The sequence below is a fragment of the Pueribacillus sp. YX66 genome (assembly GCF_041725775.1).
Lineage (GTDB): Bacteria > Bacillota > Bacilli > Bacillales > UBA6769 > Pueribacillus.
The window spans coordinates 30,125-55,830 of sequence record NZ_JBEUEL010000004.1; the positions used below are offsets into that span (position 1 = coordinate 30,125).

At 38.6% G+C, this 25,706-nt stretch carries 20 protein-coding genes; 19 read left to right on the forward strand and 1 reads right to left on the reverse strand.

Features of this window, described 5'->3' with window-relative positions; genetic code table 11:
- Positions 1 to 145: 145 nt before the first annotated feature.
- The 9 genes from accD to ABU914_RS02925 all read left to right on the forward strand — a co-directional run bounded on the left by accD (position 146) and on the right by ABU914_RS02925 (position 9,114).
- Positions 146 to 1,015 carry an acetyl-CoA carboxylase, carboxyltransferase subunit beta gene (gene accD / locus ABU914_RS02885; protein WP_379668253.1) on the forward strand — a complete coding sequence of 290 codons (870 nt, stop codon included), beginning with the start codon at positions 146 to 148 and terminating at the stop codon, positions 1,013 to 1,015.
- Positions 1,003 to 1,989, forward strand: a complete 987-nt coding sequence (gene accA, locus ABU914_RS02890; protein ID WP_379668254.1) for an acetyl-CoA carboxylase carboxyl transferase subunit alpha — start codon at positions 1,003 to 1,005, stop codon at positions 1,987 to 1,989. Before accD ends, accA begins: the two co-directional genes overlap by 13 nt.
- Positions 1,990 to 1,996: 7 nt before the next feature.
- A complete protein-coding gene (gene pyk, locus ABU914_RS02895; protein ID WP_379668255.1) occupies positions 1,997 to 3,751 on the forward strand; it encodes a pyruvate kinase in 1,755 nt (584 codons plus the stop codon).
- 77 nt (positions 3,752 to 3,828) lie between these two features.
- The gene (locus ABU914_RS02900) at positions 3,829 to 4,227 is read left to right on the forward strand and encodes an FxsA family protein (protein WP_379668256.1); all 399 of its coding nucleotides are present in this window, start codon (positions 3,829 to 3,831) and stop codon (positions 4,225 to 4,227) included.
- A 193-nt stretch (positions 4,228 to 4,420) separates the two neighbouring features.
- Positions 4,421 to 4,945: a gamma carbonic anhydrase family protein gene (locus ABU914_RS02905; protein ID WP_379668257.1), complete on the forward strand. Its 525-nt coding sequence runs from the start codon at positions 4,421 to 4,423 to the stop codon at positions 4,943 to 4,945.
- Entirely contained in the window at positions 4,945 to 5,337 is a 393-nt protein-coding gene (locus tag ABU914_RS02910) for an acyl-CoA thioesterase (RefSeq protein ID WP_379668258.1), read from the forward strand. The genes ABU914_RS02905 and ABU914_RS02910 overlap by 1 nt, the downstream gene beginning before the upstream one ends.
- A 22-nt stretch (positions 5,338 to 5,359) precedes the next feature.
- Entirely contained in the window at positions 5,360 to 5,917 is a 558-nt protein-coding gene (locus tag ABU914_RS02915; RefSeq protein WP_379668259.1) for a cysteine dioxygenase family protein, read from the forward strand.
- Between the two features lie 140 nt (positions 5,918 to 6,057).
- Positions 6,058 to 7,539 carry a sodium:solute symporter family transporter gene (locus ABU914_RS02920; RefSeq protein WP_379668260.1) on the forward strand — a complete coding sequence of 494 codons (1,482 nt, stop codon included), beginning with the start codon at positions 6,058 to 6,060 and terminating at the stop codon, positions 7,537 to 7,539.
- Between the two features lie 147 nt (positions 7,540 to 7,686).
- The gene (locus tag ABU914_RS02925) at positions 7,687 to 9,114 is read left to right on the forward strand and encodes an amidase (RefSeq protein WP_379668261.1); all 1,428 of its coding nucleotides are present in this window, start codon (positions 7,687 to 7,689) and stop codon (positions 9,112 to 9,114) included.
- A 78-nt stretch (positions 9,115 to 9,192) separates the two neighbouring features.
- On the opposite strand, the gene ABU914_RS02930 is transcribed toward ABU914_RS02925, so the two are convergent.
- Entirely contained in the window at positions 9,193 to 10,116 is a 924-nt protein-coding gene (locus ABU914_RS02930; protein ID WP_379668262.1) for an AEC family transporter, read from the reverse strand.
- A gap of 242 nt (positions 10,117 to 10,358) precedes the next feature.
- On the opposite strand from ABU914_RS02930, the gene ABU914_RS02935 reads away from it, so the two are divergent.
- From ABU914_RS02935 to ABU914_RS02980, 10 genes are all read left to right on the forward strand, one after another.
- On the forward strand, positions 10,359 to 11,279 hold the full coding sequence (locus ABU914_RS02935) for a hydroxymethylglutaryl-CoA lyase (RefSeq protein WP_379668263.1): 921 nt from the start codon (positions 10,359 to 10,361) through the stop codon (positions 11,277 to 11,279).
- Positions 11,280 to 11,392: 113 nt separating this feature from the next.
- Positions 11,393 to 12,187, forward strand: a complete 795-nt coding sequence (locus ABU914_RS02940) for an enoyl-CoA hydratase/isomerase family protein (RefSeq protein WP_379668264.1) — start codon at positions 11,393 to 11,395, stop codon at positions 12,185 to 12,187.
- A 32-nt stretch (positions 12,188 to 12,219) separates the two neighbouring features.
- A complete protein-coding gene (locus ABU914_RS02945; protein ID WP_379668265.1) occupies positions 12,220 to 13,380 on the forward strand; it encodes an acyl-CoA dehydrogenase family protein in 1,161 nt (386 codons plus the stop codon).
- Positions 13,381 to 14,219: 839 nt separating this feature from the next.
- On the forward strand, positions 14,220 to 16,337 hold the full coding sequence (locus ABU914_RS02950; protein WP_379668266.1) for an acetate--CoA ligase family protein: 2,118 nt from the start codon (positions 14,220 to 14,222) through the stop codon (positions 16,335 to 16,337).
- Positions 16,338 to 16,737: 400 nt separating this feature from the next.
- Positions 16,738 to 17,895, forward strand: coding sequence for an acyl-CoA dehydrogenase family protein (locus ABU914_RS02955; RefSeq protein WP_379668267.1), 1,158 nt, complete (start codon positions 16,738 to 16,740; stop codon positions 17,893 to 17,895).
- Between the two features lie 32 nt (positions 17,896 to 17,927).
- The gene (locus ABU914_RS02960) at positions 17,928 to 18,698 is read left to right on the forward strand and encodes a citryl-CoA lyase (protein WP_379668268.1); all 771 of its coding nucleotides are present in this window, start codon (positions 17,928 to 17,930) and stop codon (positions 18,696 to 18,698) included.
- A 27-nt stretch (positions 18,699 to 18,725) separates the two neighbouring features.
- Positions 18,726 to 19,895, forward strand: a complete 1,170-nt coding sequence (locus ABU914_RS02965) for a TAXI family TRAP transporter solute-binding subunit (RefSeq protein WP_379668269.1) — start codon at positions 18,726 to 18,728, stop codon at positions 19,893 to 19,895.
- Between the two features lie 85 nt (positions 19,896 to 19,980).
- Positions 19,981 to 21,885 (forward strand): TRAP transporter permease, encoded by a 1,905-nt coding sequence (locus tag ABU914_RS02970; protein WP_379668270.1) that lies wholly within the window; start codon positions 19,981 to 19,983, stop codon positions 21,883 to 21,885.
- Between the two features lie 125 nt (positions 21,886 to 22,010).
- On the forward strand, positions 22,011 to 23,789 hold the full coding sequence (locus ABU914_RS02975) for an acyl-CoA dehydrogenase family protein (RefSeq protein WP_379668271.1): 1,779 nt from the start codon (positions 22,011 to 22,013) through the stop codon (positions 23,787 to 23,789).
- A gap of 565 nt (positions 23,790 to 24,354) precedes the next feature.
- The gene (locus tag ABU914_RS02980; protein ID WP_379668272.1) at positions 24,355 to 25,701 is read left to right on the forward strand and encodes an MmgE/PrpD family protein; all 1,347 of its coding nucleotides are present in this window, start codon (positions 24,355 to 24,357) and stop codon (positions 25,699 to 25,701) included.
- Positions 25,702 to 25,706 lie beyond the last annotated feature (5 nt).

A 25,706-nucleotide genomic window follows, 5' to 3' on the forward strand; every position in this document is an offset into this window, starting at 1 on the left:
GCGGAGAAGTCATCTTCTCCGTTTCTTTATGTTTTAAAAGGATAAATGAGTGAGACTAGATCTCACGATCACATATCGGGTAAAATAGATCTAAGTGTGTTTGATTGTAACCTCGTACTTTTTAGTGAGGGAAAGGATGGGTATGTTGATTAGAGACTTTTTTGTGAAGAAACGAAAGTATGCAACAGTTCCCTCTGAACGTTTAAAACAAGATGTACCAGAAGGAATTATGACGAAATGTCCTAACTGTAAGCAAATTATTTATACAAAAGAATTAAAGAAAACGTTAAACGTATGTCAGTCATGCGGGTTTCATATGCCGCTGACAGCTTATGAACGAATTGATAGTTTAATCGATTCAGGCTCGTTCATTGAGTACGATAAAAATATGATTTCTGAAAACCCGCTCGGCTTTCCGAATTACCTTGAACGCTTAGAAGCAGATAAACAAAAATCAGAATTGAATGAAGCCGTCGTTACGGGAGAAGGGACGATCGAATCGTACCAAACTGTCATTGCAGTAATGGACTCTCGGTTTCGAATGGGGAGCATGGGGTCTGTCGTCGGAGAGAAAATTACGCGAGCCGTTGAAAAAGCTGGTGAAAAAAACGTACCGTTCATTATATTCACTGCCTCTGGCGGTGCAAGAATGCAGGAAGGCGTACTCAGCTTAATGCAAATGGCCAAAACGAGTGCAGCACTAAAGCGATTTAGCAATAGTGGCGGGTTGTTCATTTCAGTCATGACTCACCCAACCACAGGAGGCGTATCAGCTAGTTTTGCTTCAATTGGCGATTATAATTTTGCTGAACCACGTGCTTTAATCGGCTTTGCCGGTCGCCGGATTATTGAGCAAACGATTCGTGAAGAATTGCCAAAAGACTTTCAGACTGCTGAATTTTTAATGAAGCATGGCCAATTAGATCGCGTGGTTCATCGTGAAGAATTAAAAGATACGATCGTAAAACTATTGGATATGCATCAGCTAGAGGGGGATTCGCAGTGGCTGAGTTAGAGTTTGAACGTCCGATTAATGATTTAAAAAATAAAATTAGTGAATTAAAAGCATTTATGGATGAGAAAAAGATTGATTTATCATCTGAATTAAAACATCTTGAAGAACGACTAGAAAAATTGGAAAGCGATACATATGAAAACATACAGCCGTGGCATCGCGTTCAAATTGCCCGTTTTCAAGAAAGACCGACAACACTCGATTACATCGAACATCTCTTTACAGATTTTATCGAGTTGCATGGCGATCGATTGTATGGTGACGATGCCGCAATTGTAGGCGGGATTGCGAAGTACAAAGGTAAGCCAGTAACCGTTATCGGGCATCAACGAGGAAAAGATACGAAAGAAAATATTCGCCGTAATTTCGGAATGCCTCATCCTGAAGGTTATCGAAAAGCGTTGCGTTTAATGCAACAAGCTGAAAAGTTTAATCGCCCGATTATTACGTTCATCGATACGAAAGGGGCGTATCCCGGAAAAGCAGCAGAAGAGCGCGGCCAAAGTGAAGCGATTGCGAAAAATTTACTTGAAATGGCTGGTCTCACCGTACCTATCGTTTGTATCGTGATTGGCGAGGGCGGAAGCGGTGGTGCGTTAGCACTTGGTGTGGCGGATCGAATTTATATGCTTGAAAACTCTACATATTCCGTTATTTCCCCGGAAGGCGCTGCAGCGCTTTTATGGAAAGATTCGACCCAAGCGAAACGCGCAGCAGAAACAATGAAAATAACCGCACCAGATTTGGTTAAACTTGGGGTCGTTAATGATTTAATCCAAGAAGTTAGAGGTGGTGCCCATCGTGATCCGAAGTTACAAGCTAAATATATTGACGATGTTTTAGAAAAAGCACTAAACGAATTATGTAAACGATCGAAAGATGAGCTCGTTCAACAGCGTTATGAGAAATATCGAGAGATCGGAACATATGCGCAAGCGACACAATCGTTTCAAGAGGAAAGCGAGGAGGGCTAAAACGACAATGCGGAAGACGAAAATTGTTTGTACGATTGGACCAGCCAGTGACAGTGTAGATATGCTTGTAAAACTTATTCAGGCAGGCATGAACGTAGCTCGTTTAAACTTTTCCCATGGAAACCGTGATGAACATTTAACTCGTATTCATAACATCCGTCAAGCTTCAGAAAAAGCCGGTAAAAAGATTGCGATTTTGCTCGATACGAAAGGTCCAGAAATCCGAACGGGAGATCTGGTAACCGATGAAGTTGAACTTCAAAAAGGGAATGAGCTAATCATTTCCATGAAAGAAATAACAGGAACGGCTGAGAGAATTTCGGTGACGTATTCGGGTCTAGCTAGTGATGTCGAAGTCGGGTCGAAAATTTTACTCGACGACGGTTTAATCGAACTTGAAGTTATCGGGAAAACAGAGCAAGAAATTCGTACAAACATTTTAAATAGCGGGATCCTTGGCAGTAAAAAAGGTGTAAATGTTCCAAACGTTCGCGTAAATCTTCCGGGTATCACGGAAAAAGATGCCAAGGATATTGAGTTTGGCATTGAACAAGGTGTCGATTTTATTGCTGCATCGTTCGTAAGAAGAGCATCAGACGTACTCGAAATTCGTGAAATCCTTGAAAAGCGCGGAGTAACGGACATACACATTATCCCGAAAATTGAAAACCAAGAAGGTGTCGATAATGTAAAAGGGATTCTAGAAGTTTCAGACGGTCTAATGGTTGCAAGAGGAGATTTAGGAGTGGAAATACCAGCAGAGGAAGTTCCGCTCGTACAAAAAATGCTTATCCATGAATGTAATATGGTTGGTAAACCGGTCATTACGGCAACACAAATGCTTGATTCCATGACACGAAATCCTAGGCCGACTCGTGCAGAATCGAGTGACGTTGCAAACGCAATTTTCGATGGAACGGATGCGATTATGCTTTCAGGCGAAACAGCAGCAGGAAACTATCCTGTTGAAGCAGTAGAAACGATGCATAAAATTGCGTCTAGAGTTGAAAAATCATTAGATTATCGTGAAATTTTAAGAAGTCGGAGTCGGGAGAGCTTTACATCAACGACGAACGCAATTAGCCAGTCTGTAACGCATGCTTCATTGCAATTAGATGCAGCGGCTATTTTAACGGCGACAGAAAGTGGTCATACGGCGAGAATGATTTCTAAATACCGACCGAAAGCCCCGATTATTGCGGTTACAAGTTGTGAAAAAGTGTGTAAAAAACTGTCCCTCGTATGGGGTGTTGCTCCAAAGTTTGGAAAAAGTGCAGAAACGACCGATGAGATGCTTCAAATTACAGTAGACGAAGCGTTAAAAACGAATCTCGTAAAACGTGGAGATTTAGTCATTATTACGGCTGGTGTCCCCGTAGGCGAAATCGGAACGACAAACTTATTAAAGATCCATGTCATTGGTGATGTCGTTCTGAAAGGACAAGGAATCGGCCAAAAAACAGTATCTGGGAAAGTTGTGATCGCTAAAACAGCAGAGGAAGCAAATGAAAAAATAGAAGATGGTAGCATTCTCGTTACGTACGGTACAGATAAAGAAATGATAGAAGCGTTTAAGAAAGCGTCCGCTGTCATAACAGAAGAAGGTGGATTAACGAGTCACGCTGCAATTGTTGGCTTAAACTTAGGAATTCCAGTTGTCGTTGGAGTGGACAACGCAACAGATATATTAAAAGATGGTCAAGAGATTACTGTTGATTCGTTTAAAGGTGACATTTACGATGGATATACGAGTGTAATATAGAAGCAAAAAAGTCAGGGAACGGAGGCCAGAGGTCAGATTGGGGATGGTATGACAGACCGCGAAAAAAGGAGATAGTTATGTTTCGAATTATTTTAGCCTTGCTTATCTTAATTCCCGTAATGGAAATTGCTGTATTCATTTGGATCGGTCAATACATTGGCATTGGCTGGACGCTTCTTTTAATTGTATCAACTGCTCTGTTAGGAGCATGGTTAGCGAAACGAGAAGGGACCCAAGTGATTCGCCTTGCTCAAGTACAAATTCAAAATCGTGATATGCCGAGTGAAGCAATTTTGGACGGAATTTGTGTGCTTGTCGGAGGCATTTTTCTAATTACGCCGGGATTTGTTACTGATTTAGTCGGCTTTTTCTTGCTTATTCCTTATACACGCTCTATTTTTAAAGCATGGCTGAAGCTTTGGTTTGGCAACTTAATTAGAAAACGAACCGTTGGAGTCATGATAAAACGGAGGTGAACCGAGATTTATTATGTAGTCGAATGATGAACGATTGCAAATGAAAAGAAAGGTTTTCGCCTAGCTCATAGAATGTGAGTGAAGCAGGTGAGAGTTGTCTGTCTAACAAAGGCTTTAGAAGTCTGACAGCATTTTGAATTCGTGGACGGTTAGTGAGAGTTTATTCTGTTATATAGGAAAGTGGGGGAAAGTAATGCTTCATACATTTAACGGGATTGATCCAAAGCTTCATTCATCGGTTTACGTTGCACCTGGTGCCCACCTTGTTGGTGATGTCGTTTTGGAAGAAGACGTGTCGATATGGTTTAATGCAGTTTTACGAGGAGATTATGAACAGATCAAAGTTGGCAAACGTTCGAACATTCAAGATGGAACTATTATCCACGCTGATCCTGATTTTCCAACGAATGTTGGAGAAGATGTAACTGTCGGTCATAACGTCATTTTACATGGTTGTACCGTAAAAGATGGGGCTCTTATAGGGATGGGAGCGACTGTTTTGAACGGGGCTATTATCGGAGAAGGTGCGCTCATTGCTGCTGGGTGTCTCGTGCCAGAAGGAAAGGTAATTAAACCAGGTGTTCTCGTTGCAGGTGTACCAGCAAAAGTTATTCGTAAGTTGACAGATGATGAAAGAAAACGACTAAAGCTTGGCGCAGACGGTTACGTCAATAAAAGCAGACAATACATTGAAGAAAAAATTGTAGGGCGATCATAATGGAAACGTGGACAGAAATTATTGTAAAACGTGAAGATTTAGATGAACTAAATCATGTAAATAACAAAGAGTATGTCGGTTATTTAGAAGAGGCGAGAGGAGATTGGTATGTGCAATCTGGCTTTTCATTTGAAATGATGCGCAAACACGATCTCGGGACTGTCGTTGTGAACCTAACGATTACGTTTTTAAAAGAAGCTGTTTATGGTGAGCGTTTAAAAGTAAAAACAGTACCTGTTCGATTAGGGAATACAAGTTTTGATTTGAAACAAGAAATATTCAATCAAGCTGATGAAAAAATTACGGAAGCAATGGTGACAAGTGTCATGTTTGATCGAACAGAGAGAAAAAGTGTACCAGTCGTTAAAGAAATTGCATGTCAGTTTAATTGATAAGGGAAATGAGGGAAAAAAGATGCATCCCGCAATGAAAACATTTATTACTGAAATTGAAGAAATTATTAAATTAGAAGAAAACGAAAGTCGTTTAACTGAAAAGGTTTCAGAACGGCTGAAAAAAATTGTTATGAAGCAAGGAATCATCCCTGATATATACAAACAACCGAATCCGGATAAATATACGTTATATCCTGTTTACATCGATCCAGACAATCGTTTTTCGATTGCTTCAGCTGTATGGGATGTCGGGCAATCAACTCCGATTCATGACCACGGTACATGGGGCGTCATCGGCATAATTCAAGGAAAAGAGCGCGAAATTCATTATGCAATTCATCCTGGTCAGCCACCGTTAAAAGAGTTTGAACGGAATTTACAAAAAGGTGATGTCGTCGTCTGTTGCACATCTGATCAAGATCTTCACGAAGTTCATTGCGCTTCTTCAGAACCTTGTGTCGGACTTCACATTTATGGGGGAAACATTGGAGAGATTGAAAGACATATTTATGATAGCGAGACAGGTAAGAAAACAACCGTCGTGACAGCTTGGGATAAGGTCCCGGAAACGACGTAAACAGAGAAAAACTTCGTGTTCTTAACAATAAGAACACGAAGTTTTTTGATCCGTAAAGAAATTAGAGGATGAATAGAACGTAATCAAACTCCGTATAATTTTACTAAGTTATTCATTACTGTGGCAGGGAGGTTACGTTCTTGGACCAAATACAGATCTACATGTGGATAGGTTTTATTATATTTGTTGGTATTTTAGTTTATTTAAGTTATTTAGGCTATAAACATACGTCAGATATTGAAGATTTTACGATTGCAGGCTCATCATTAGGGCCGGTCGTATTAGGATTAGCTTATGCAGCAACATTTTTCAGTGCAACAACGTTTATCGGCTATCCTGGATGGGCATATTCATTTGGTTTTTCAACACTGTGGATCTTTTTAACGTTAATTATCGCATCACCGTTAGGACTTATTGTTGTCGCCAAAAGAGCAAGAATGATGAATATTAAACAGAAGTCGTTATCACTTCCAGACTGGTTAGGAGACCGATACGACAGTGACTTCGTGCGAGTCGGAACCGCGATCGTTTGCTTGTTTAATATTTTTGCTATTGCCTCACAGTTTGCTGCAGGTGCTTGGATTTTTAACACGCTGCTCGGAATTCCATACAACATCGGACTAATCATAACAATGGTGCTTGTCATTGCGTACGTATACGCAGGTGGATCCTTTGCGGACATTTATACGGATGCTGTACAAGCGGTGTTAATGGCAGTGATGGGTGTTGTCGTGTTTATTTCAGCTTTATGGGTCTTTGATGGTGGTTTTACGGGTGCATTTACAGAAATTGACGCTGTGCTTTCAGCGAAGGATCCGAATTTAGTGGCGATCGTCAATCCGAACTCACTCGTTTTTTATTCCATTCCAGCGATTATTGGTGCTTTTATTATTCAGTTTGCATTTTCATCACAACCACAACTTTTTAATAAAGTGTTAGCATTAAAAGACCCGCGTGATATGCGGAAAATGATTATTACGTATGCAGTCAGTGCATTGGCATTTTTATTCGTCATTTTTGGCGGGCTTTATGCAGCAGTAGAAGTAACAGTCGACCACCCTGATCAAGCATTATTAGAATACGTTATGAAAGTATTCCCTGCAATCATCGCAGCATTTTTAGGAATTACAGTTATTGCAGCTGCAATGTCGACGACGGACGGATTATTCGTCGTTATGTCAACCGTTATTGCCAATGATATTTATCGAAAATTTTTAGTTCCGAAAGGAATCGTAAAAACCGATCCGGAAATAGTCGACGAAGTTTCATTAAAGATTAGTCGTTATGTTGTTATCATTGTCGGTGTGCTCTCGTACTTGCTTGTTTTAAATCCACCAGAATCATTAGGGATGTTTCTTTGGATCGGCATTTCCGGTGTCGCTTCCGGTACGATGGGACCATTGCTAGCAGGTTTATTCTGGCCAAAAATTGCCACGAAAACAGCAGCACAGGTTTCTCTCGTATCAGGTGTCTTTGCTTATATCATCATCTTAGTTACAGACTTTGAATTGAGTAACTTAGCTGCTGGTGCTTGGGCAGTGCTTGTTGGGCTTGCTGCAATGATGATTGTTGGACTCTTTACTCAAAAAAGCGATTCTGGAGGTGTGAATCATGTGGGTTAATGCAATGTTAACGATATGGTTATATGGAACATTGTTCGGAATTTTGATGATTATCATGACCCTTTCGATCTGGTATAGGCGTGAAGACTAAAAAGACCATCGCTTCAACGTGAAGCAGTTTTTAATGGGGCATAGAGGAGAATGACGATGAGAGAAAACATCGTATCGTTATCAATTGTTGAATTAGCAAAAAAAATCAAAGCGAAAGAGCTTTCACCTGTTGAGGTTTTTGAATGTTTTTTGAGTCAAATCAAACGTGTGAATGAAGAAGTAAATGCGTTCATAACGATAATGAGTGAAGATGCTAGAGATGCAGCAAAAAAAGCGGAAGATGAAGTGATGAATGGGTACTATCGCGGACCGTTGCACGGCATCCCGATTGGACTAAAAGATGTCGTTTTTACGAAAGGTGTGAAAACGACGATGGCATCGCCGATTTACAAAGATTTTATCCCTAATGAAGATGCAATAGTCGTCCGAAAATTAACTGAAGCAGGTGCAATTTTGATCGGAAAGTTGAATACGCATCAGTTTGCGTATGGCCCGACTGGAGATCGTTCTTATTTTGGTCCAGTGAATAATCCATTTGATGTAAGCAGAATGTCGGGTGGCTCAAGTAGTGGCTCTGCTGCCGCGGTAGCGACAAATATGTGTAAAGGGGCGATTGGAACAGATACGTCAGGTTCGGTTAGAGTACCAGCTGCTTTTTGTGGCATTGTCGGTATGAAGCCAACATATGGTCTTGTAAGTAGAAGAGGAATTTATCCTTTAAGTACAACACTTGATCATGTCGGACCGATGACGAGAACAGTTGAAGACAATGCTCTATTTTTAAATGCGATTGCCGGTTATGATCCGCTTGATTTTCATTCAAAAGAGCTAAGTTATTACACTAATTATTATGGATGTATCTCTGACAACATTAAAGATGTCGTGATCGGGATTCCTAAAAATTTTTACTTTGAACATGTTGATATAGAAATTGTAGATTCGGTAAATAAGAGTATTATGTTATTGGAACGTTTAGGTGCAAAGCTTGAAGAAATCGAAGTGCCGAACGTTGAGGAAATGGTTAAGGCGCAGCAAATGATTATTAAAAGTGAAGCATATACAATTCATAGGCAACACCTTGAAAACCTAAGCAATGAATGGGACGAGGAAGTAAAAGAGAGATTATACACGGGCAAAGATGTGCTCGCAGATCAATATATACAAGCTCGAGATAAAAGAATTCAGGCATATTACGTTTTTAAGCAATTGTTTAAAAAAGTGAATGTGATTATCACCCCAACAACTGCAATGCTAGCACCAAAAATTAATCAGCGGGAAATCAATCGTGGCTTATTTAAAGGGGAGCACATCCGATGGCCAATGTTACGGTTAACGAGCCATATTAATTTAATTGGCTTTCCGGCGTTGTCACTTCCTTGCGGCATTTCAAAAGATAATTTACCGATCGGTGTACAGTTTATCGGAAATACGTTTCAAGAAAAATTGTTATATCGACTTGGAAACGCATTATTTCAAGAACTTAGCATAATTGAAAAATTAGATCGTACAATTAATGTGAAATAGCAAACGATTAGTCTTCTAACATAATGTTTCTGTGAACAGCATGTAACTTAATTTTCGATAAGCTATGAAAACTCTGTGTTAAATATATATAATTGTCGATAGATAAATGACAATCGTTACTGTAACCATACTAAAAAAAGTTGAAGCGAGTACAGCTTGTGCGGCAAACTCTGGTTCATTGTCATATTCTTGTGCGATAATTGACGTTGTTACCGAAGTCGGCATTGCAGATGCGATGAAAAATGCTTGGGCGATAACACCTTCAACATTTGTAACAACGATAATAAGATAGGCAAGAGTAGGGCCGACTACTAGTCGCATAATGACACTTAAGTATACGGTCATTAAATTTTTTGAAAACTTCAATTGGGCGACTTGCGCGCCCAACGTTAGTAATGCAATTCCGATTAAAGCATTCGCAATATACGTTCCTGACGTATACAGAAATTCTGGTAGCGGGATGTCAAAAATATTTAAACCTATTCCGATAATCATTGCATACGTGACAGGCATTTTTAAATAATCGATAAACGCTTTAAACTTTCCGATTTTAGAAGCTTGTACTGAAAAGATTCCGAAAGAATAAAGTAGTAAATTTTGTAACGTTAAAATAATAATTTGGATGGACATGGCAAACGGATCTTGTCGAAAAACGAGATCATTTACGGGCACACCATAATTTCCAGAATTATAGTAAAGCGTGCTATTCATAAATGCTGTGCGCATAGTCTGTTTAAAGTGAAATATATGACTGATTATGAAAGATACAACATATAAAATAACGCTATATAAAATAAAGAGCATAAAAACAGTGAAAAATAAGTTCATTGTAAGATTTGTTTCATACAAACGAATTAAGATTAAACCAGGAACTAAATAATAAATGTTTATCTTTACTAACGTATTCATATCAAAGCGGAATTGCAAATGTAACAATGCTCCAATTCCGACGATAATAAAAATTGGCAAGATAATATTTACGAAGATTGTTAATAAGTCCATTCGGTTTCTCATCCTTTTCTATACACGCATTTAATATATCATAAAGGGATGAATTGCTGTCTTAAAGCAAGATTTCTATCAGCAATGACTTAAATTCATTAATATAGTCTTTCCAAGAGTTCTTAAGGTCATTTGATTATTGCTAAGGATAATAACATAAGAAAGAGGGCTTTTAGAAACTAGACAAAATATTTTGGATCCGGTATCCTTTAAGAAGAAAAGTATTTAAAGGGGAAGTTGGAATGCAATTACCTAAGGAAGTTCAAATAAATGAGGTTGGTATTCGTGACGGGCTCCAATTGGAAAATAAAATTCTTTCGATTGATGAAAAAGTTGATTTAATTGTTAAACTAGCGGAAGCAAATGTTAAAAATATTGAATTCGGTTCATTTGTAAACCCGAAGCTTGTTCCTCAAATGGCTAATAGCAAAGAGGTTTTTGAACGTATCAAAGATATGAAAGGCATGCGCTTTATCGGATTGGTTCCTAATATAAAAGGTTTGGAGAATGCTATTGAAGCGGGAGTTAAACACGTAAACTTCGTTTTTTCTGCAAGCAATACACACAATCTTCAAAATGTAAAGAAAACGACAGAGGAATCGCTTGAGGAATATAAAAAGATTTACAAGTTAGCGAGCGATAATGAAGTAACACTTGATTGTATTATTGCAACAGCTTTTGGATGTCCGTTTGAGGGGATGACGCCAAAAGAACGAATTGTATCCATAGTTGATGAACTTATTGGAAAAGGAGTTAATCTTCTCTCATTAGCTGACACAACAGGTATGGCAAATCCAAAGCAAGTCTTTGATACCTGCTTGGAAGTTTCAAACAAATGGCCAAGCAAACAATTGAATTTGCATCTCCATAATACACGAGGAATGGGGCTGGCTAATGTTCTTGCAGGCATGGAAGCGGGTGTTACAAGTTTTGACGCTGCACTGGGAGGATTAGGAGGATGTCCATTTGCGCCAGGGGCAACCGGAAATATTTGTACAGAGGATACCGTTCATATGCTTAAGGGAATGGGGATTGAGACAAAAATAAACCTCGATAAGCTAATAGAGGCCGCTATGCTATTAAAAGAGTATATAGGTCATGAATTACCCGGCCAAGTTATCAAAGCAGGCAAAAGTTCTAAAAGATATACGGTAAAACAGTAAAGTCTTATTGCGGAATTACATTTTTGGGAATATTCGTCTAACTATCTGTAACATGCTAATGCTTTTTCTCGTTTCTGAGAACTTGCATTCATACATTATAAGGGGGGGTACAATTGCGGAATTGGGAAACAATCCAATTGAAGAAAAACTTTATAGCTCAAGGAGTTTTCGTAATTACACTGAATCGACCACAATCAATGAATGCGTTGAATACGCAAATGTCTAGAGAATTGGTGGAGTGTTTGAAACTATTGTACAAAGATAAGGAATGTCGGGTGCTTATGATAACTGGTTCTGGTGAAAAAGCTTTCTGCGTTGGTGCTGATCTCAAAGAACGAAATGGAATGTCAAAAGAAGATTGGAAAGTGCAGCACGACATTTTCGAAGAAGCATTTATGCTAATTCGTAACTTTCCATATCCTGTCATCGCAGTCGTCAATGGCTACGCGCTTGGTGGTGGAATGGAAATGATTTTGAACTGTGATTTAAGGGTTGCGGTGAAGCATGCAACGTTTGGTCTACCTGAAGCGACACTCGGAATTATTCCAGGTGTTGGGGGAACACAACTGTTACCGAGAGCAGTTCCTGTTGCTATCGCAAAAGAAATTTTATTTAGTGGCAAGCATTTTTCTGCAGAAAGAGGGAAAGAGATCGGTCTACTCAATGTAGTTGCGGAAAGTGGGAAGCTGATGGAAGCAGCAATAGATTTAGCTGCTAGCATCGCAAAAAATGCCCCTCTTTCACTTCAAAATCTCAAGAAAGCGATTAACACCGGTCTCCAAACTGACATTACGACAGCATTAACTATCGAGCTTCAAGCCTATTATAAATGCGCAGATTCAGAAGATCGTCTGGAAGGCATCCTAGCTTTTAACGAAAAAAGACAGCCAAACTGGCAAGGCAAATAATAAATAGCTAATAAAATTAGGAGGAATTATAAGTGGCAATAAGTTCAAAAAAAGATTTGGAGTTAATCAGAAGCGGTATCCGAGCACTTTGTGAGAAGTTTCCTGAATCGTATTGGAGAAATCTTGATGCGACAAAATCATACCCAGAAGAATTTATAAAGGCTTTAACTGTAGAGGGTTGGCTATCAGTTCTTATCCCAGAAGAATATGGTGGTGCAGGACTTGGAATGGTTGAAGCTGGAATTATTTTAGAAGAAATCAATCGTTCAGGCGGAAATGCAGGGGCGGGGCATGCGCAGATGTACACAATGGGGTCAATTCTGCGGCATGGGAATGAGGACCAAAAACAACGTCTTCTTCCAAAAATTGCTAGTGGCGAACTTCGTCTTCAAGCGTTTGGGATAACAGAACCGACTGCTGGAAGTGATACAACAAGCATTGAAACGTTCGCCGAAAAAAAAGGTGATCGTTACATTGTAAATGGTCAAAAAATTTGGACCTCCCGTGCGGAATATTCTGACCTCATGCTTCTTTTAGCAAGGACGACTCCAAAGGCTGAAGTAGTTAAGAAGACTGACGGATTGAGCTTGTTTATTCTTGATATGAACGATCAGAAAGAAAATATTACGATTCGTCCAATTGAAACAATGATTAACCATTCAACAACAGAAGTGTTTTTTGAAAACGTGGAAATTCCGGTAGAAAACTTAATCGGTGAAGAAGGTAAAGGATTTCGCTATGTATTGAGTGGAATGAACGCTGAACGTATTCTCGTTGCGTCTGAGAGTATAGGGGATGGCTTTTACTTTGTTGATCGTGCGGTACAATATGCAAATGAAAGAATCGTTTTCAACCGACCGATCGGGAAAAACCAAGGTGTACAATTCCCAATTGCTGAATCTTACATGGAAATCGAAGCCGCAAAATTGATGCGTGATAAGGCGGCAAAAATGTTTGATGAAGGAATTAATTGCGGTGCGGAAGCGAATATGGCAAAATTTTTGTCGTCAGAAGCTGCGTGGAAAGCAGGGAATGCTGCAATGTCAGCATACGGTGGCTATGGATTTGCAACTGAATACAACATCGAACGGAAATTTAAAGAAGCAAGACTATTCATTGTAGCACCGGTTACAAACAATTTGATCCTAAGTTATGTTGGACAGCACGTCCTCGGAATGCCACGTTCTTTCTAATTATTTCAACTAAGAAATTAAGTATGCCAATCATGACAATTACGAGGCTGTAAGCTTAGATGAATCTAATAAAAACTTATATCGTTCTGTTTCCAAGGTGAGTACATATTACATAATGAACATACTTAAATCGTTCATTGAATTAACCATGCTGAGCATCATAAAATGGATCGGTGTTTTTAATTCATTTGCAAGAATAGGAAATTCTGTTGAAATTGTACAAAAGAATATACGATAGGTCCGGTTGATTTAAAAAGAATAAGTCGAAAAAACGAGGTGTACATGGAAGAACATTCTGAGAACGCTTCTTAACTTGGTAGGGAAGATTCAATTTTTGTACCGCGTTGAGATGTGCCGTTGTTAGCACAATAAATATAAAGGTGCAAGATAATAATAGAATTAGACTAATTCAAATTATTTAAGAGAATTTTAAAAAATGAATCGTATCTTTAATCATAAGGTTTACAAACTTTAATTCATTTTTGGGATCATTTTACATGTTTGAGCTTGGAATCATTGAAAAACAATAAGGCGAACGTTGAAAACATTTGCTGTTATTTATTCGGAAGTGACAGGGATTGGAGCGTCGATGAACATTGTTTTTGTAGATATTAAAATACGGAAAGTTTAAAGGAAAAAGACTTGGATTCATGCAGTGGAAAACGTCAATGAATATTAGTGAAAAGGAAACTAAGAAAATGGAATAACTTGAATTTTGAAGATTTAGATAGAATACAGCGTGCGACTATTATTTCAATGAAAGAAAGCGCTGTCAAAATAATAACTGAGCAGTCTTATCCAAAAAAACACAGTTTTTTAATTGCGAATGGAGGATAAAGGTGGAAAAAGAAAGGATTATCGATAAGTTTTTACAACCTAAATCAGTAGCGATTATTGGAGTATCTAAAGATTTTTCTTCCATTAGTGGCAAGCCTTTGAAAAATCTTATTCGTCATCAATATGATGGAGAAATCTATCTTGTCAATCCAAAGTATGACGAGATAGAAGGTATTACTTGTTACCCAAGTATTTTGGATGTACCTGGTTCTGTTGATGTCGCACTTATTGCGGTATCGCAGAAAAGAATTATGCAAGTTCTAGATGAATGTAAAGAGAAATCTATTAAACATTTGATTCTGTTTGGGGCAGGCTTTGCTGAGACAGGTGAAGAAGGCAAAGCTTTGCAGGATAAACTTCTAGAAGAAGCGAAAAAGGCAGATATGCATTTGCTCGGGCCAAATTGTATAGGGTTATTAAACGTAAAGAAAAGCATACCATTAGGCTTTTCAACGTCTTTTGAAACAGATAAAGGATTCATTGAAGGTAATGTCGGTTTTGCTTCGCAAAGCGGTGCACTTGGTTTTTCTCTTTTTGGTATTGCTCAGGAAGAACATATTGGTTTCTCTTATATATTCAATACTGGGAACCAAATCGATTTACATACATTGGACTGCATGGAATACATGCTTGAAGACGAAGACACGAAAGTTATTTGCGGATACTTAGAAAGTATACCGGATGGCGAGATGCTAATACGTCTTGCAGAGCGTTCTAAAGTATTAAAAAAGCCGCTCATTTTATTAAAGGCAGGCCGTTCTGAATTGGGTAAACAGGCAGCGATATCACATACGGCGTCTCTTACTGGATCAGAAGAAGCCTTTCAGGCGATTGCGAAGCAATACGGCATAATCACTGCAAACGATATTGATGACATGATTGACGCTATGAAAATATTTAAACGGGGTAAGTCGGCAAATGGCAATCGTGTTGTAACAATATCGAATTCTGGTGCGGCCGGCATTGCTTTTGCAGATTACAGCGAAGCACTCGGACTTAATCTCGTTTCACTATCAACAGAAACTGAAGAAAAAATTAAACAGGTGATTCCGCCATACGGCTCACCGAAAAATCCCGTCGATATTACAGCACAAGCGCTTAAAGAACAGCATATTTTTATTGAAACAGTTAAAATTGTCGTTAACGATCCAGAGATTGATGCCATTATTGTTCAGACAACATTTGGCGGAGAACTTGGAAAGACGATTTGTGAAAAGATTGCTGAGATTGATAGAACAACAAACAAGCCAATTGTTGTGACGGTTACAGGTGCCAATGAAATTACAGGCCAAGGGAAGGAATACTTGGAAAAAGTAGGCGTACCGGTATATCTGACGCCATATAAAACAATGGTCGCATTAAAAAAATTAATTGATTTTTCTCTATTTTGCGAGGACTCGAAAAGGAATGAAGATAGCGGTTACACTTCTCCCTCACTTGAGCATATTCCGACGTCAGGGATTTGGACCGAAGAGAAGGTTAAAAAAATATTAGCCAAGATGAATATACGGATTCCGAAAGGAAACGTGATCGAAAATGAAACACACTTGAAGCAAATAAAGGATGTCATTCCCTATCCAGTTGTTTCTAAAGTCATTTCAGATAATATTCTTCACAAAACCGATGCCGGTGGGGTGAAGGTAAATATACAAAATGCGGAAGAATTACAAAAAAGTTATACAGAAATAATAGAATCTGCAAAGAAGTATTTCCCTAATGCAAAAATTACGGGCGTTCTCGCTGAAGAGATGATCAATGACGAAGCGGTAGAAATGTTTATCGGTATTAAAGATGATCTTGATTTCGGCACGCTGATTGTCACCGGATTAGGTGGCATATTTATCGAAGTATTAAATGATGTTGCAATAAGAAAAGCACCTATATCATTGGTAGAAGCCCGTCTTATGTTAAAGGAATTGAAAGGATATCCTTTATTAGAAGGTGTAAGAGGTGCTGCAAAACGTGATATTGAAGCATTGGCGGAAGCATTGGTACGAATCTCTTACTTTGCAAAAGTGCATGAAGGCAAAATTAAAGAAATGGATATTAACCCCATTTTAGTATTTGAAGAAGGAAAAGGAATCGCAGCCCTGGACGGGATAATATTATGGAACGATTGATTAAAATAGAGTGAAAAACATGATGCATCATTAAAAAATTAAAGTTAGAATTGATCCAAAAATTTTGCAGATCTACTTTGATGGACAAATCCTTGGTGATTTGGGTGCTAATGTTATCAAGGTGAGCAGCTGTTCAAGATGGTTTATGACGCTAGATTTGAATGAGAGAGCTGTTACTGAAACAAAAGAAGCATTATACAGGAAAAAAATAGTGATGTGTTAATTGAAAGTTTTCGTACAAGTACACAGGAAAAGTTTGAAGTGAGAGGTTGGCACCTTTGTGGTCTAATTTAAATCAATACCGTTGAGGAGTTGTACCGCCATTTTAAGCCTCTGCAAGGGGACATGAGTAGAGAATGATCTAGAGGAAATTTCAAAATTTGTTAAGGGGAGATAAAAAATGAACTTTAAATTAGATGACGAATTATTAGCACTGAAACAAAATGTTAAAGACTTTGTTTATAACACAGTCGATCCACTAGCGGATGAGATTGAGAAAAAAGATGCAGTCCCTCAAGAAATAATGGATATGAGTAAAGAAATGGGCCTCTTTGGATTGAGTATTCCTGCAGAATATGGTGGGTTAGGGATCGGGATGGTTGGCAAAGCAGCGATATATGAAGAACTTGGAAAAACAATCAACGGTTATACGACACTGATTGGCGGCCACACAGGGATCGGAACAGTTGGGATTGTTGAGATGGGGGATGAAGAACAGAAACAAAAATATTTGCCTAAATTGGCATCAGGGGAATATATCGGTGCATTTGCTTTAACCGAGCCAAGCGCAGGATCTAACGCAAGCAATTTAAAAACGACCGCGGTTCGCAAAGGAGATAAGTATATACTAAACGGATCCAAGCATTACATTACAAACGGAAACATTGCGGACGTATTTACAGTGATGGCTGTTACCAATCCAGACAAAGGTGCAAAAGGAATCACTTCCTTTATCGTCGAAAAAGATTTTCCAGGTTTTATTGTTGGAAATATTGAACAAAAAATGGGCCTTCATGGTTCTCAATCTGTCGAGTTATTTTTTGAAGACTGTGAAGTTCCTGTAGAAAATATTCTTGGTGATGAAGGACAAGGATATGTGAATGCTTTAAAAATTTTAGCCAATGGACGGGCTGGCTTAGCTGCGAGAAACTTGGGCTCATGCGTTAAGCTAATGGAACTGACTTTAAAACATGCGATGGAGCGTGAACAATTTGGGAAGCCAATTTTTGAACAGCAAGTGATTCAACATTATATTGCTGAAATGGATTTGGATATTGAAACATTAAGAACAATGACATACCGAGTGGCCTGGATGGTTGACCAAAAAATGAATGTTATTAAAGAGGCAGCAATGGTTAAACTGCTTGGATCGGAAGTGTATTGTCGGATTGCTGACCAAGCCGTGCAAATTCATGGTGGAATTGGCTATATGAGCGATTATCCAATCGAAAGATATTACCGTGATGCTCGAATTACAAAAATTTACGAAGGGACTTCCGAAATTCAAAAAAATATTATTGCAACCCAAATCAAGAAAAACTATTTTAAAAATAATTAAACAAAGTACAAGATTAGGAGTGAAAGGGTATTATGGAATTTAAAACAAGTATTGGGAAATCTACACCCGATAAAATTTATGTGTATGGCTACGATTTAACAGAAGATTTAATCGGAAATATTACTTTGGCTGATATGGCATTTTTAGGAGCAAAACATCGAAAACCGACTGAAAATGAATCAAAAATGTTAAATGCTATTTTAGTTGCGATTTGTGAACATGGCTTTACACCTAGCTCAATATCAACACGTTTAACTTATCTTGGAGCTCCGGAAGCGGTGCAAGCTGCAGTAGCATCAGGCTTACTAGGCGCTGGAACTGTTTATCTAGGTGCAATGGAGGACGTAGCCGAGATGCTCCAAAAAGCTTTCCAAAAGTATGGTGATAACAAAGAGATACATGAACTGGCATCAATCATCATTAAAGAAAGAAAAATAAACGGTCTTCAGCTTCCAGGATTTGGACATCCGATGCATAAACCTGAAGATCCGCGCACAACTAAGTTATTTGAGATTGCCGAAGAGCTAGGTTTTAACGGAAAAAACTCTAAGCTTTTAAAAGAAATTCATAGGCAATTTTGCGATTCAAAAGGAAAAACGATAACGCTAAATGCAGTTGGCGCGATTGGTGCCATTATGTCCGATATGGATTTTGACTATAAAGTAGTTAAATCATTCGCTGTTGCATCCCGTGCAGTAGGTCTTGTTGGTCATATTGTAGAGGAAATTGAATTCGGAAGAAAGGACAGTGTTGGGCAGCAAATTTACGATTATGTCGAGGAGAATACACTTTATAAAGGATAACCTAAATATTTTTTAGGAGGAATGAAAGTGAAAAAGAAAGTTATATTTCTATTAATGCTGACAAGTTTATTCGGACTGGTTATTGGTTGTAGTGGAGAACAAAAAGAATCAGCATCTAGCGGTACTTCATCTAGCGACATAGAACTTCCAGAGCAAATTGTCATGACAACATATGATATTGGGTCGTCTGGGTATACTCAATTAAGTGCTATTTCCGATGCAATCACAAAAGAATTCGGTGCACAAATTCGTATGATGCCATCAGCTTCAGGACTTGGTCGCCTTCAACCTTTGAAAGACGAGACAGCACTCTTCGGTGGCAGACTCGCGGATGAAGTTTATTTTGCATTTGAAGGGATTGAGGAGTTTGCGGTACCACAGTGGGGACCACAAGATATCACTTTTATGTATCCAATCGTTAATCAATACGGCTTTTTAGTGCTTGAAGATTCAAAATTCGAAACAATTGAAGATTTGAAAGGAGCTAAGTTTCCTAGAATCATAGGCAACCCATCGATAAACATAAAAAACGAGGCGTTATTAGCCGCGGCTGGATTAACTTATGATGATGTAGAAGTTGTGGAAATCGCATCATATGGTGATCAAACTGATCTTTTGGCTCAAGGAAAACTTGACGTTGCTACTACTGTTCCTTCTGCAGCTATGGTTTTTGAGGCTGCTGAACTTCATGGTGTACGCTGGCTTGATATTTCCATTATAGAAGATGATGAGGCACTTGAAAGATTAAGAGAAATATATCCTTCAGCAGTTGTATCACCCTGGGATATAGGAGGGGCACTAACTAAAGGTGAGCCAGAAATCTTCTTAGGATATACGACTTATGCTCCTGCAGCTTACAGAGACGTGGACGCGAACTTTGTTTACAATTGGTTGAAAGCGCTTGAAGCAACATTTGATACGTATAGTCAGGTTTCTGAAGATATGTCAGTTTGGCATTATGAAGAATCAGTGCCTGAACCGCTGTCTGTCCCTATCCATGAGGGCGGTGTCCAATATTTTAAAGAAAAAGGACTGTGGAATGATGAATTTGAAAAGAAAAACAATGAACTCATAGAAAGGCAAAAAAAGCTTAAAGAAGCATGGGAAACAGTTGTGGAAGAGTCGAGTGAAAAAGGGTTGAGTGAATCAGAGTTCCCGGAGTATTGGCTCAAACGTAAAGCAGAATTGCTCGATTAATTTTAATAGTTAAATTTTCCTCACTGAGACTTTCCAAATTAAGGGTTAAATATTGAGGCTTTTTATTTAAAGGGTGTGATTGAAAATGACAGAGCGTCTTGGAAGGTTTTGGACTATTATTGCTTTAATCTTAGTACTCTCTGCAGTATGCATATCAGTGAATCAGCTGTTTTACTTAAAATTATTTGGATTTAGTCCCATTTTTGAAGCCTATCTTTACTATTTATTGGCTAGTTTTTTACCGCTTGCCTTTTTAATATGGCCTGCCAGGAAATCAGAAGATGTACAGAAAGTGCAATGGTATGATGTTTTGTTATTTATCATTGCGCTCGTTTTTCCAATCTATTTGGGAATAAATGGGGAACGTGTTGTGCTTATGGGCTGGGAAACAAATGCACCTATGTTGCCGACTGTTGGGAGTATTTTGCTTTGGATTGTCATCCTTGAAGGTGTTCGTCGCGTAGCAGGGCTTGTTCTTGTGCTTGTTTGTCTTTTCTTTTCCATTTTTCCAATTTTTGCAGGAAATGTACCGATTTCTTTTCTTCAAGGTATTTCATTTGATTTCGTATCGACAGCAACAAATCATATTATGAGTCATAATTCAATCTTAGGTGTTCCCATGAAAACAATGGGAAGTTTGCTAATAGGATTCCTAATATTTGGAGCAGTTCTTGTTAATACAGGTGGAGGAGATTTTTTCTTTAAGCTTGCTCAATCATTATTTGGAAATCAGCGTGGCGGAACGGCGAAAGTTTCAGTTATTGGAAGCGCCTTCTTCGGCATGTTAAGTGGAAGTGCGGTCTCTAATGTAGTAACTACGGGTTCAATGACAATCCCAGCAATGAAGAAGTCAGGGTTTAAAAATCATTATGCGGGTGCTGTAGAAGCTACTGCTTCGACGGGTGGTACCATTACACCTCCAATCATGGGTTCTGCTGCCTTTATCATGGCTTCTTTTTTGGCAATCCCATACGCTGAGATTGCACTTGCAGCCGCTATTCCAGCTGCCCTTTTTTTTATAGGGGTTCTTTTCCAGGTGGATGGGTATGCCGCAAAAAACAACCTTGTTGGTACACCTAAATCCGAGTTGCCGTCTTTTTGGACTACATTTAAGGAAGGCTGGATCTACATTTTTGCTACAATATTGCTCGTTTATTTAATTTTCGTTTCAAAAAACGAAGCACAAGCTCCTTATTATGTTTCGCTGTTTCTAATATTAGGCACCTTTTTACGCAAAGAAACACGAATGAACTTGGAGAAAGCAAAGCAATTAATTCTTGATGGCGGGAAGCTTATGGCCGAAATAACGACGATATTAGCTGCTGTTGGCTTCATTGTAGGAGCTCTTTCAATCACAGGGGTAGCTTTCGCATTTTCAAGAGAACTTATAGCCGTTGCAGGTGGAAGTGCGTTATTAATTTTGATCGCAGGTGCGGTGACTAGCTTCATATTAGGGATGGGGATGACAGTTTCTGCTGTATATATCTTTTTAGCTGTTATTATGGCACCGGCCTTAGTCGGACTTGGATTTGATCCAGTTGCAGCACATTTATATGTCATCTATTGGGCAACCGTGTCTTATATTACGCCTCCTGTTGCATTAGCAGCATACGCTGCATCAGGAATTGCAAAAGCAGATCCGATAAGAACCGGATTTACGGCAATGAAACTCGGGGCAGTTAAATACTTTTTACCGCTGTTCTTTGTTTATAATCCAGCATTAATTGGTCGAGCAGAATCCTTTGAGATTATTGTGACGGCTATATTTGCACTACTTGGTGTTTGGTGGCTCTCTTCTTCAATGGAAGGGTATTTAATTGGGTTAGGTAATTTATCGAACATATTTTTAAGAGTAGTTGTAGGGGTAGCGGGTTTACTTGCGTTTTTCCCTCATCTTTTGACAGACTTTATCGGTTTAGCCATAATGGTAATCATTTATGCATGGGCTTTTATAAAAAAGAAAAGTGAACCAACTAGTATTAGTGTATAGGTGAAGAATGCTAAACAATATTTCAAATGAACTAGTCTACCGTATTCGAAAAATTTTAACCGATTCTAATATGAAGAAAACTTATCATTTCAAAATGATCTACTTATAGAAAGGAATGATGAATGTTGAGTAATGATAAACTAGTCAAAGCGCCTATATCTGAAAATGTGGAAATGCCTGATACAAAAGGTATAAACTTTTTTGAAATTGATCCTAATTTGCAATTCCTTTTAAATATGTATTTGTCGTCAGATGAATTGACAAAAGCTTTACCTTATTTGAAAGAATTAGGTAAGCTTGCAGGAGATGAACTTGATGAACTTTCTCGAGATGCTGATCGCTACACTCCTGAACTAATTCATTATAACCATAAAGGTGAACGTATTGACGAAGTGAAGTACCATCCTTCTTATATACGTATGGAGGAAATTGGTTTTGAACAATTTGGATTTGCTGCGATGTCAAATCGGCCCGGTGTTTTTGGGTGGGAAAAGCCTTTTTCGAAAGTTTTAAAATATTCATTTTGGTATTTATTTGCACAATCCGAATTTGGTCTCTGCTGCCCAATGAACATGACAGATTCAGCCGCACGGATTTTGGAGCAATATGCAAGTTCTGAAATGAAAGAGAAATACTTTCCCCTTTTAACAAGTACTGAAAAAGATAAGAGATGGTCTGCAGCACAATTTATGACAGAGAAACAAGGAGGCTCTGATGTAGGCGCTAATACACTAACAGCTAAAAAAGTAGGCGATCATTACGAATTGTGGGGTGATAAATGGTTTTGTTCAAATGTATCAGCTGATCTTGCATTGGCATTGGCACGACCGGAAGGAGCGCCAGAAGGTACAAAAGGATTGGCAATGTTTCTCGTTCCAAGAATATTGGAAAACGGTGAACGCAATCGTTACCGGATTAATCGATTAAAAGATAAATTAGGTTCGAGAGATATGGCATCGGGTGAAATTACATTCGAGGGTGCTATGGCGTATGTCGTCGGTGAATTGAATTCAGGTTTTAAACAAATGATGTCAATGGTTAATTCTTCAAGGCTTTCAAATGCTGTACGTTCTGCAGCAATGATGAGAAGAAGTTATTTAGAGGCAGTTGTAACAGCAAAAGGGAGAAAAGCTTTTGGAAAAACGCTTATCGAATTGCCGTTAATGAGAGAGAACATTTTTGAACAGATGTTAGATGCTGAGGCAGCTGCTTCAATGATTTTCTATACATCAAATGTCTATGATAAAGCAGATGAAGGCAGCCAAGAATATAAAACATTGCTTCGTGTGATGACACCCCTTTTGAAAGGTTATATTTGCAAGCGGGCAAGATATATTGCAGCGGAATCGATGGAAATTCGCGGTGGTAATGGATATATTGAAGACTGGGTTAACCCAAAGATTGTCCGGGATGCACATCTAGGTTCGATTTGGGAAGGAACAACAAATATTATCGCACTTGACATTATCCGGGCTTTTCATAAAGATCACGCAGATGAAGCATTTTTAAATGATTTGGAAACACGCATGTCTAAATTGAAAAACAGCATGGCTCAAGAAGCGGCTATTAGTTTGCATTCAACGATTAAAAAGTTTAGAAATCAAGTCGATAGAATTAAAGCTGAAAAAAGTGCCGAACATGAGATAGCAGCAAGAAGGTTTATGGATAGAATGTATCATCTTTGTGCAGCAAGCGTCTTGTTATCGGAAGCCGATTATCAAATTTCTACAAATAATAGTAATCGCAAATTTTTTGTATTTATTCATTATGTCCAAAGATATTTACTTGGAACGGAGGACACCTATACATTTGATAAGTCGTTAAATGAGTATCTTGAGCAGTTAATCGATTGGGAAGAGATCCCATCTGAAGCGGTAGAGGAAATTTTGAAAGAAATTAAATAAATTTAATCAGGAATTGTTTAAAAAGCCTGAAAGCCGCTAGAACGGCTCTCTTTCCGCGAGTAGATTCTGCTGTATAGGAAGTACAAGTGTCGATGACGTTAAGAACGTGACGGTTGTGTTAGGAGGTCTTTTGACGTACAGCAGACGTTGCCACAGGATCCGATGGCTCTGACAAGACGTTTATAGTTAGTGGATAGTAATCTGTTTTCATTCGTCCTATCCTTATTAAATTATTGGATTCGACATTCTATCATTAAATTTAAACTATATTGTTTCACTCAAAAAGAAATTTTTAACATTATTTTATTGAAGTTGCTTTTGTACGTGAGGAAGGGAGAAAATGTCGCGAAAATACAGAATCATAGGAATGTTGAAGTCTAATTTTGCACCGCTTGAAGTTAATATGATCTTATTGTTTAATAGAAAACATTTTCAATAAAATAATATTCACCTGTTTTGAATGATGTAAATGTTCGTGATGTGTGTTTAAATTACGTTGTTTATAGGTTAGCGTAAAGTTGTATCGATTACTGTGTATTTTTAACTGAATGAAAGGGGAAATAAAATGGAATTAAGTAGAAGGTTGGCACAATATATTTCTACGTTATCATATGAACAGCTACCTAAACATGTTATTGAATTTACGAAACTATGCCTATTAGATTATTTTGCCTCAGCGATTGCTGGGAAAGACAAAAAACCGATTCAAATGATTGACCAGTTTGCAAAAGAAATGGGTGGATATGAACAAGCAACTACAGTAACAGGTGGAAAAACCTCAGTCATGAATGCAGCATTTGTCAATGGAGCTGCGAGTCATATTGTAGAGCTTGATGACATTCATAAAGGATCAATCATTCATGCGGCTACTGTCGTTATTCCGGCTGTGCTTGCGGTCGCTGAATGGAAACAATTATCGGGAAAGGAAGTCATCACCGCTGTAGTTGTAGGTTATGAAGTATGCTATCGAATTGGTGAGGCAGTATCCCCATCTCACTATTATTTCTGGCATAATACGGCGACATGTGGCACGTTCGGTGCGGCTGCGGCCGTTGCAAAGCTATTAAACTTAACAGAAGAACAAATTGTTCATGCACTGGGTAATGCAGGTACACAAGCGGCTGGACTTTGGGAGTTTATTGAAGACGGTGCGATGACGAAACAGCTTCACCCGGGAAAAGCGGCAATGAACGGATTGATCAGTGCTATGCTTGGAAAGAAAAACTTTACAGGGGCAACAAAAATATTAGAAGGTAATCGCGGATTTTTTCATGCGATGAGCGAACAGTTTGATGTGACAAAAGTAACAGATAAACTTGGAGAACGATACAAAATTATTGAAAACTCATTTAAAATTCATGCATCATGCCGGCATACCCACCATGTGATGGATGAAATGATTGAATTAGCAAAAGAGAGAAAGTTTCAGGAAAGAGAAATCGATCATATCGTTGTTCGAACGTATCAGGTTGCAATTAACATTACAGATAACGATAAGCCGATGACGGTATATGCAGCAAAGTTCAGTTTGCAGTTTTGTACAGCATTAGCACTTTTAACTGGAAGAGGGGGACTTGATGATTTTAATGAAGGAACGTTGTGGGACCATGACATTCGTGCATTGATGAAACGGGTAGAGCTTATTTCCGACGAGACATTTAACGATGCTTATCCTGACAAGTGGGGGGCGGCTGTCACAGTATACTTAAAAAAGGGTGATTCGATTACGAGAAAAACAGATTATCCGAAAGGTGATCCTGAAAAGCCTGTAACCTCTGATGAGTTAGTTATGAAGTTTAAAAATTTGGCAAAAACTATGTCAGATGTAGCTCGGGATCGTTTCGTCAACGACGTATTAACGTTAGAGAGGCAAAAAAATATACATAAATTAATGAAAACGATTCACGAATAGGGGAT

Coding starts and splice junctions, on each gene's coding strand:
- ABU914_RS02980 (WP_379668272.1), top strand. CDS start 24,355: ATGGAATTAAGTAGAAGGTTGGCACAATATATTTCTACGTTATCATAT.
- ABU914_RS02910 (WP_379668258.1), top strand. CDS start 4,945: ATGGAAACGTGGACAGAAATTATTGTAAAACGTGAAGATTTAGATGAA.
- ABU914_RS02960 (WP_379668268.1), top strand. CDS start 17,928: ATGGAATTTAAAACAAGTATTGGGAAATCTACACCCGATAAAATTTAT.
- ABU914_RS02930 (WP_379668262.1), bottom strand. CDS start 10,116: ATGGACTTATTAACAATCTTCGTAAATATTATCTTGCCAATTTTTATT.
- ABU914_RS02900 (WP_379668256.1), top strand. CDS start 3,829: ATGTTTCGAATTATTTTAGCCTTGCTTATCTTAATTCCCGTAATGGAA.
- ABU914_RS02905 (WP_379668257.1), top strand. CDS start 4,421: ATGCTTCATACATTTAACGGGATTGATCCAAAGCTTCATTCATCGGTT.
- ABU914_RS02955 (WP_379668267.1), top strand. CDS start 16,738: ATGAACTTTAAATTAGATGACGAATTATTAGCACTGAAACAAAATGTT.
- ABU914_RS02915 (WP_379668259.1), top strand. CDS start 5,360: ATGCATCCCGCAATGAAAACATTTATTACTGAAATTGAAGAAATTATT.
- ABU914_RS02970 (WP_379668270.1), top strand. CDS start 19,981: ATGACAGAGCGTCTTGGAAGGTTTTGGACTATTATTGCTTTAATCTTA.
- ABU914_RS02935 (WP_379668263.1), top strand. CDS start 10,359: ATGCAATTACCTAAGGAAGTTCAAATAAATGAGGTTGGTATTCGTGAC.
- ABU914_RS02925 (WP_379668261.1), top strand. CDS start 7,687: ATGAGAGAAAACATCGTATCGTTATCAATTGTTGAATTAGCAAAAAAA.
- pyk (WP_379668255.1), top strand. CDS start 1,997: ATGCGGAAGACGAAAATTGTTTGTACGATTGGACCAGCCAGTGACAGT.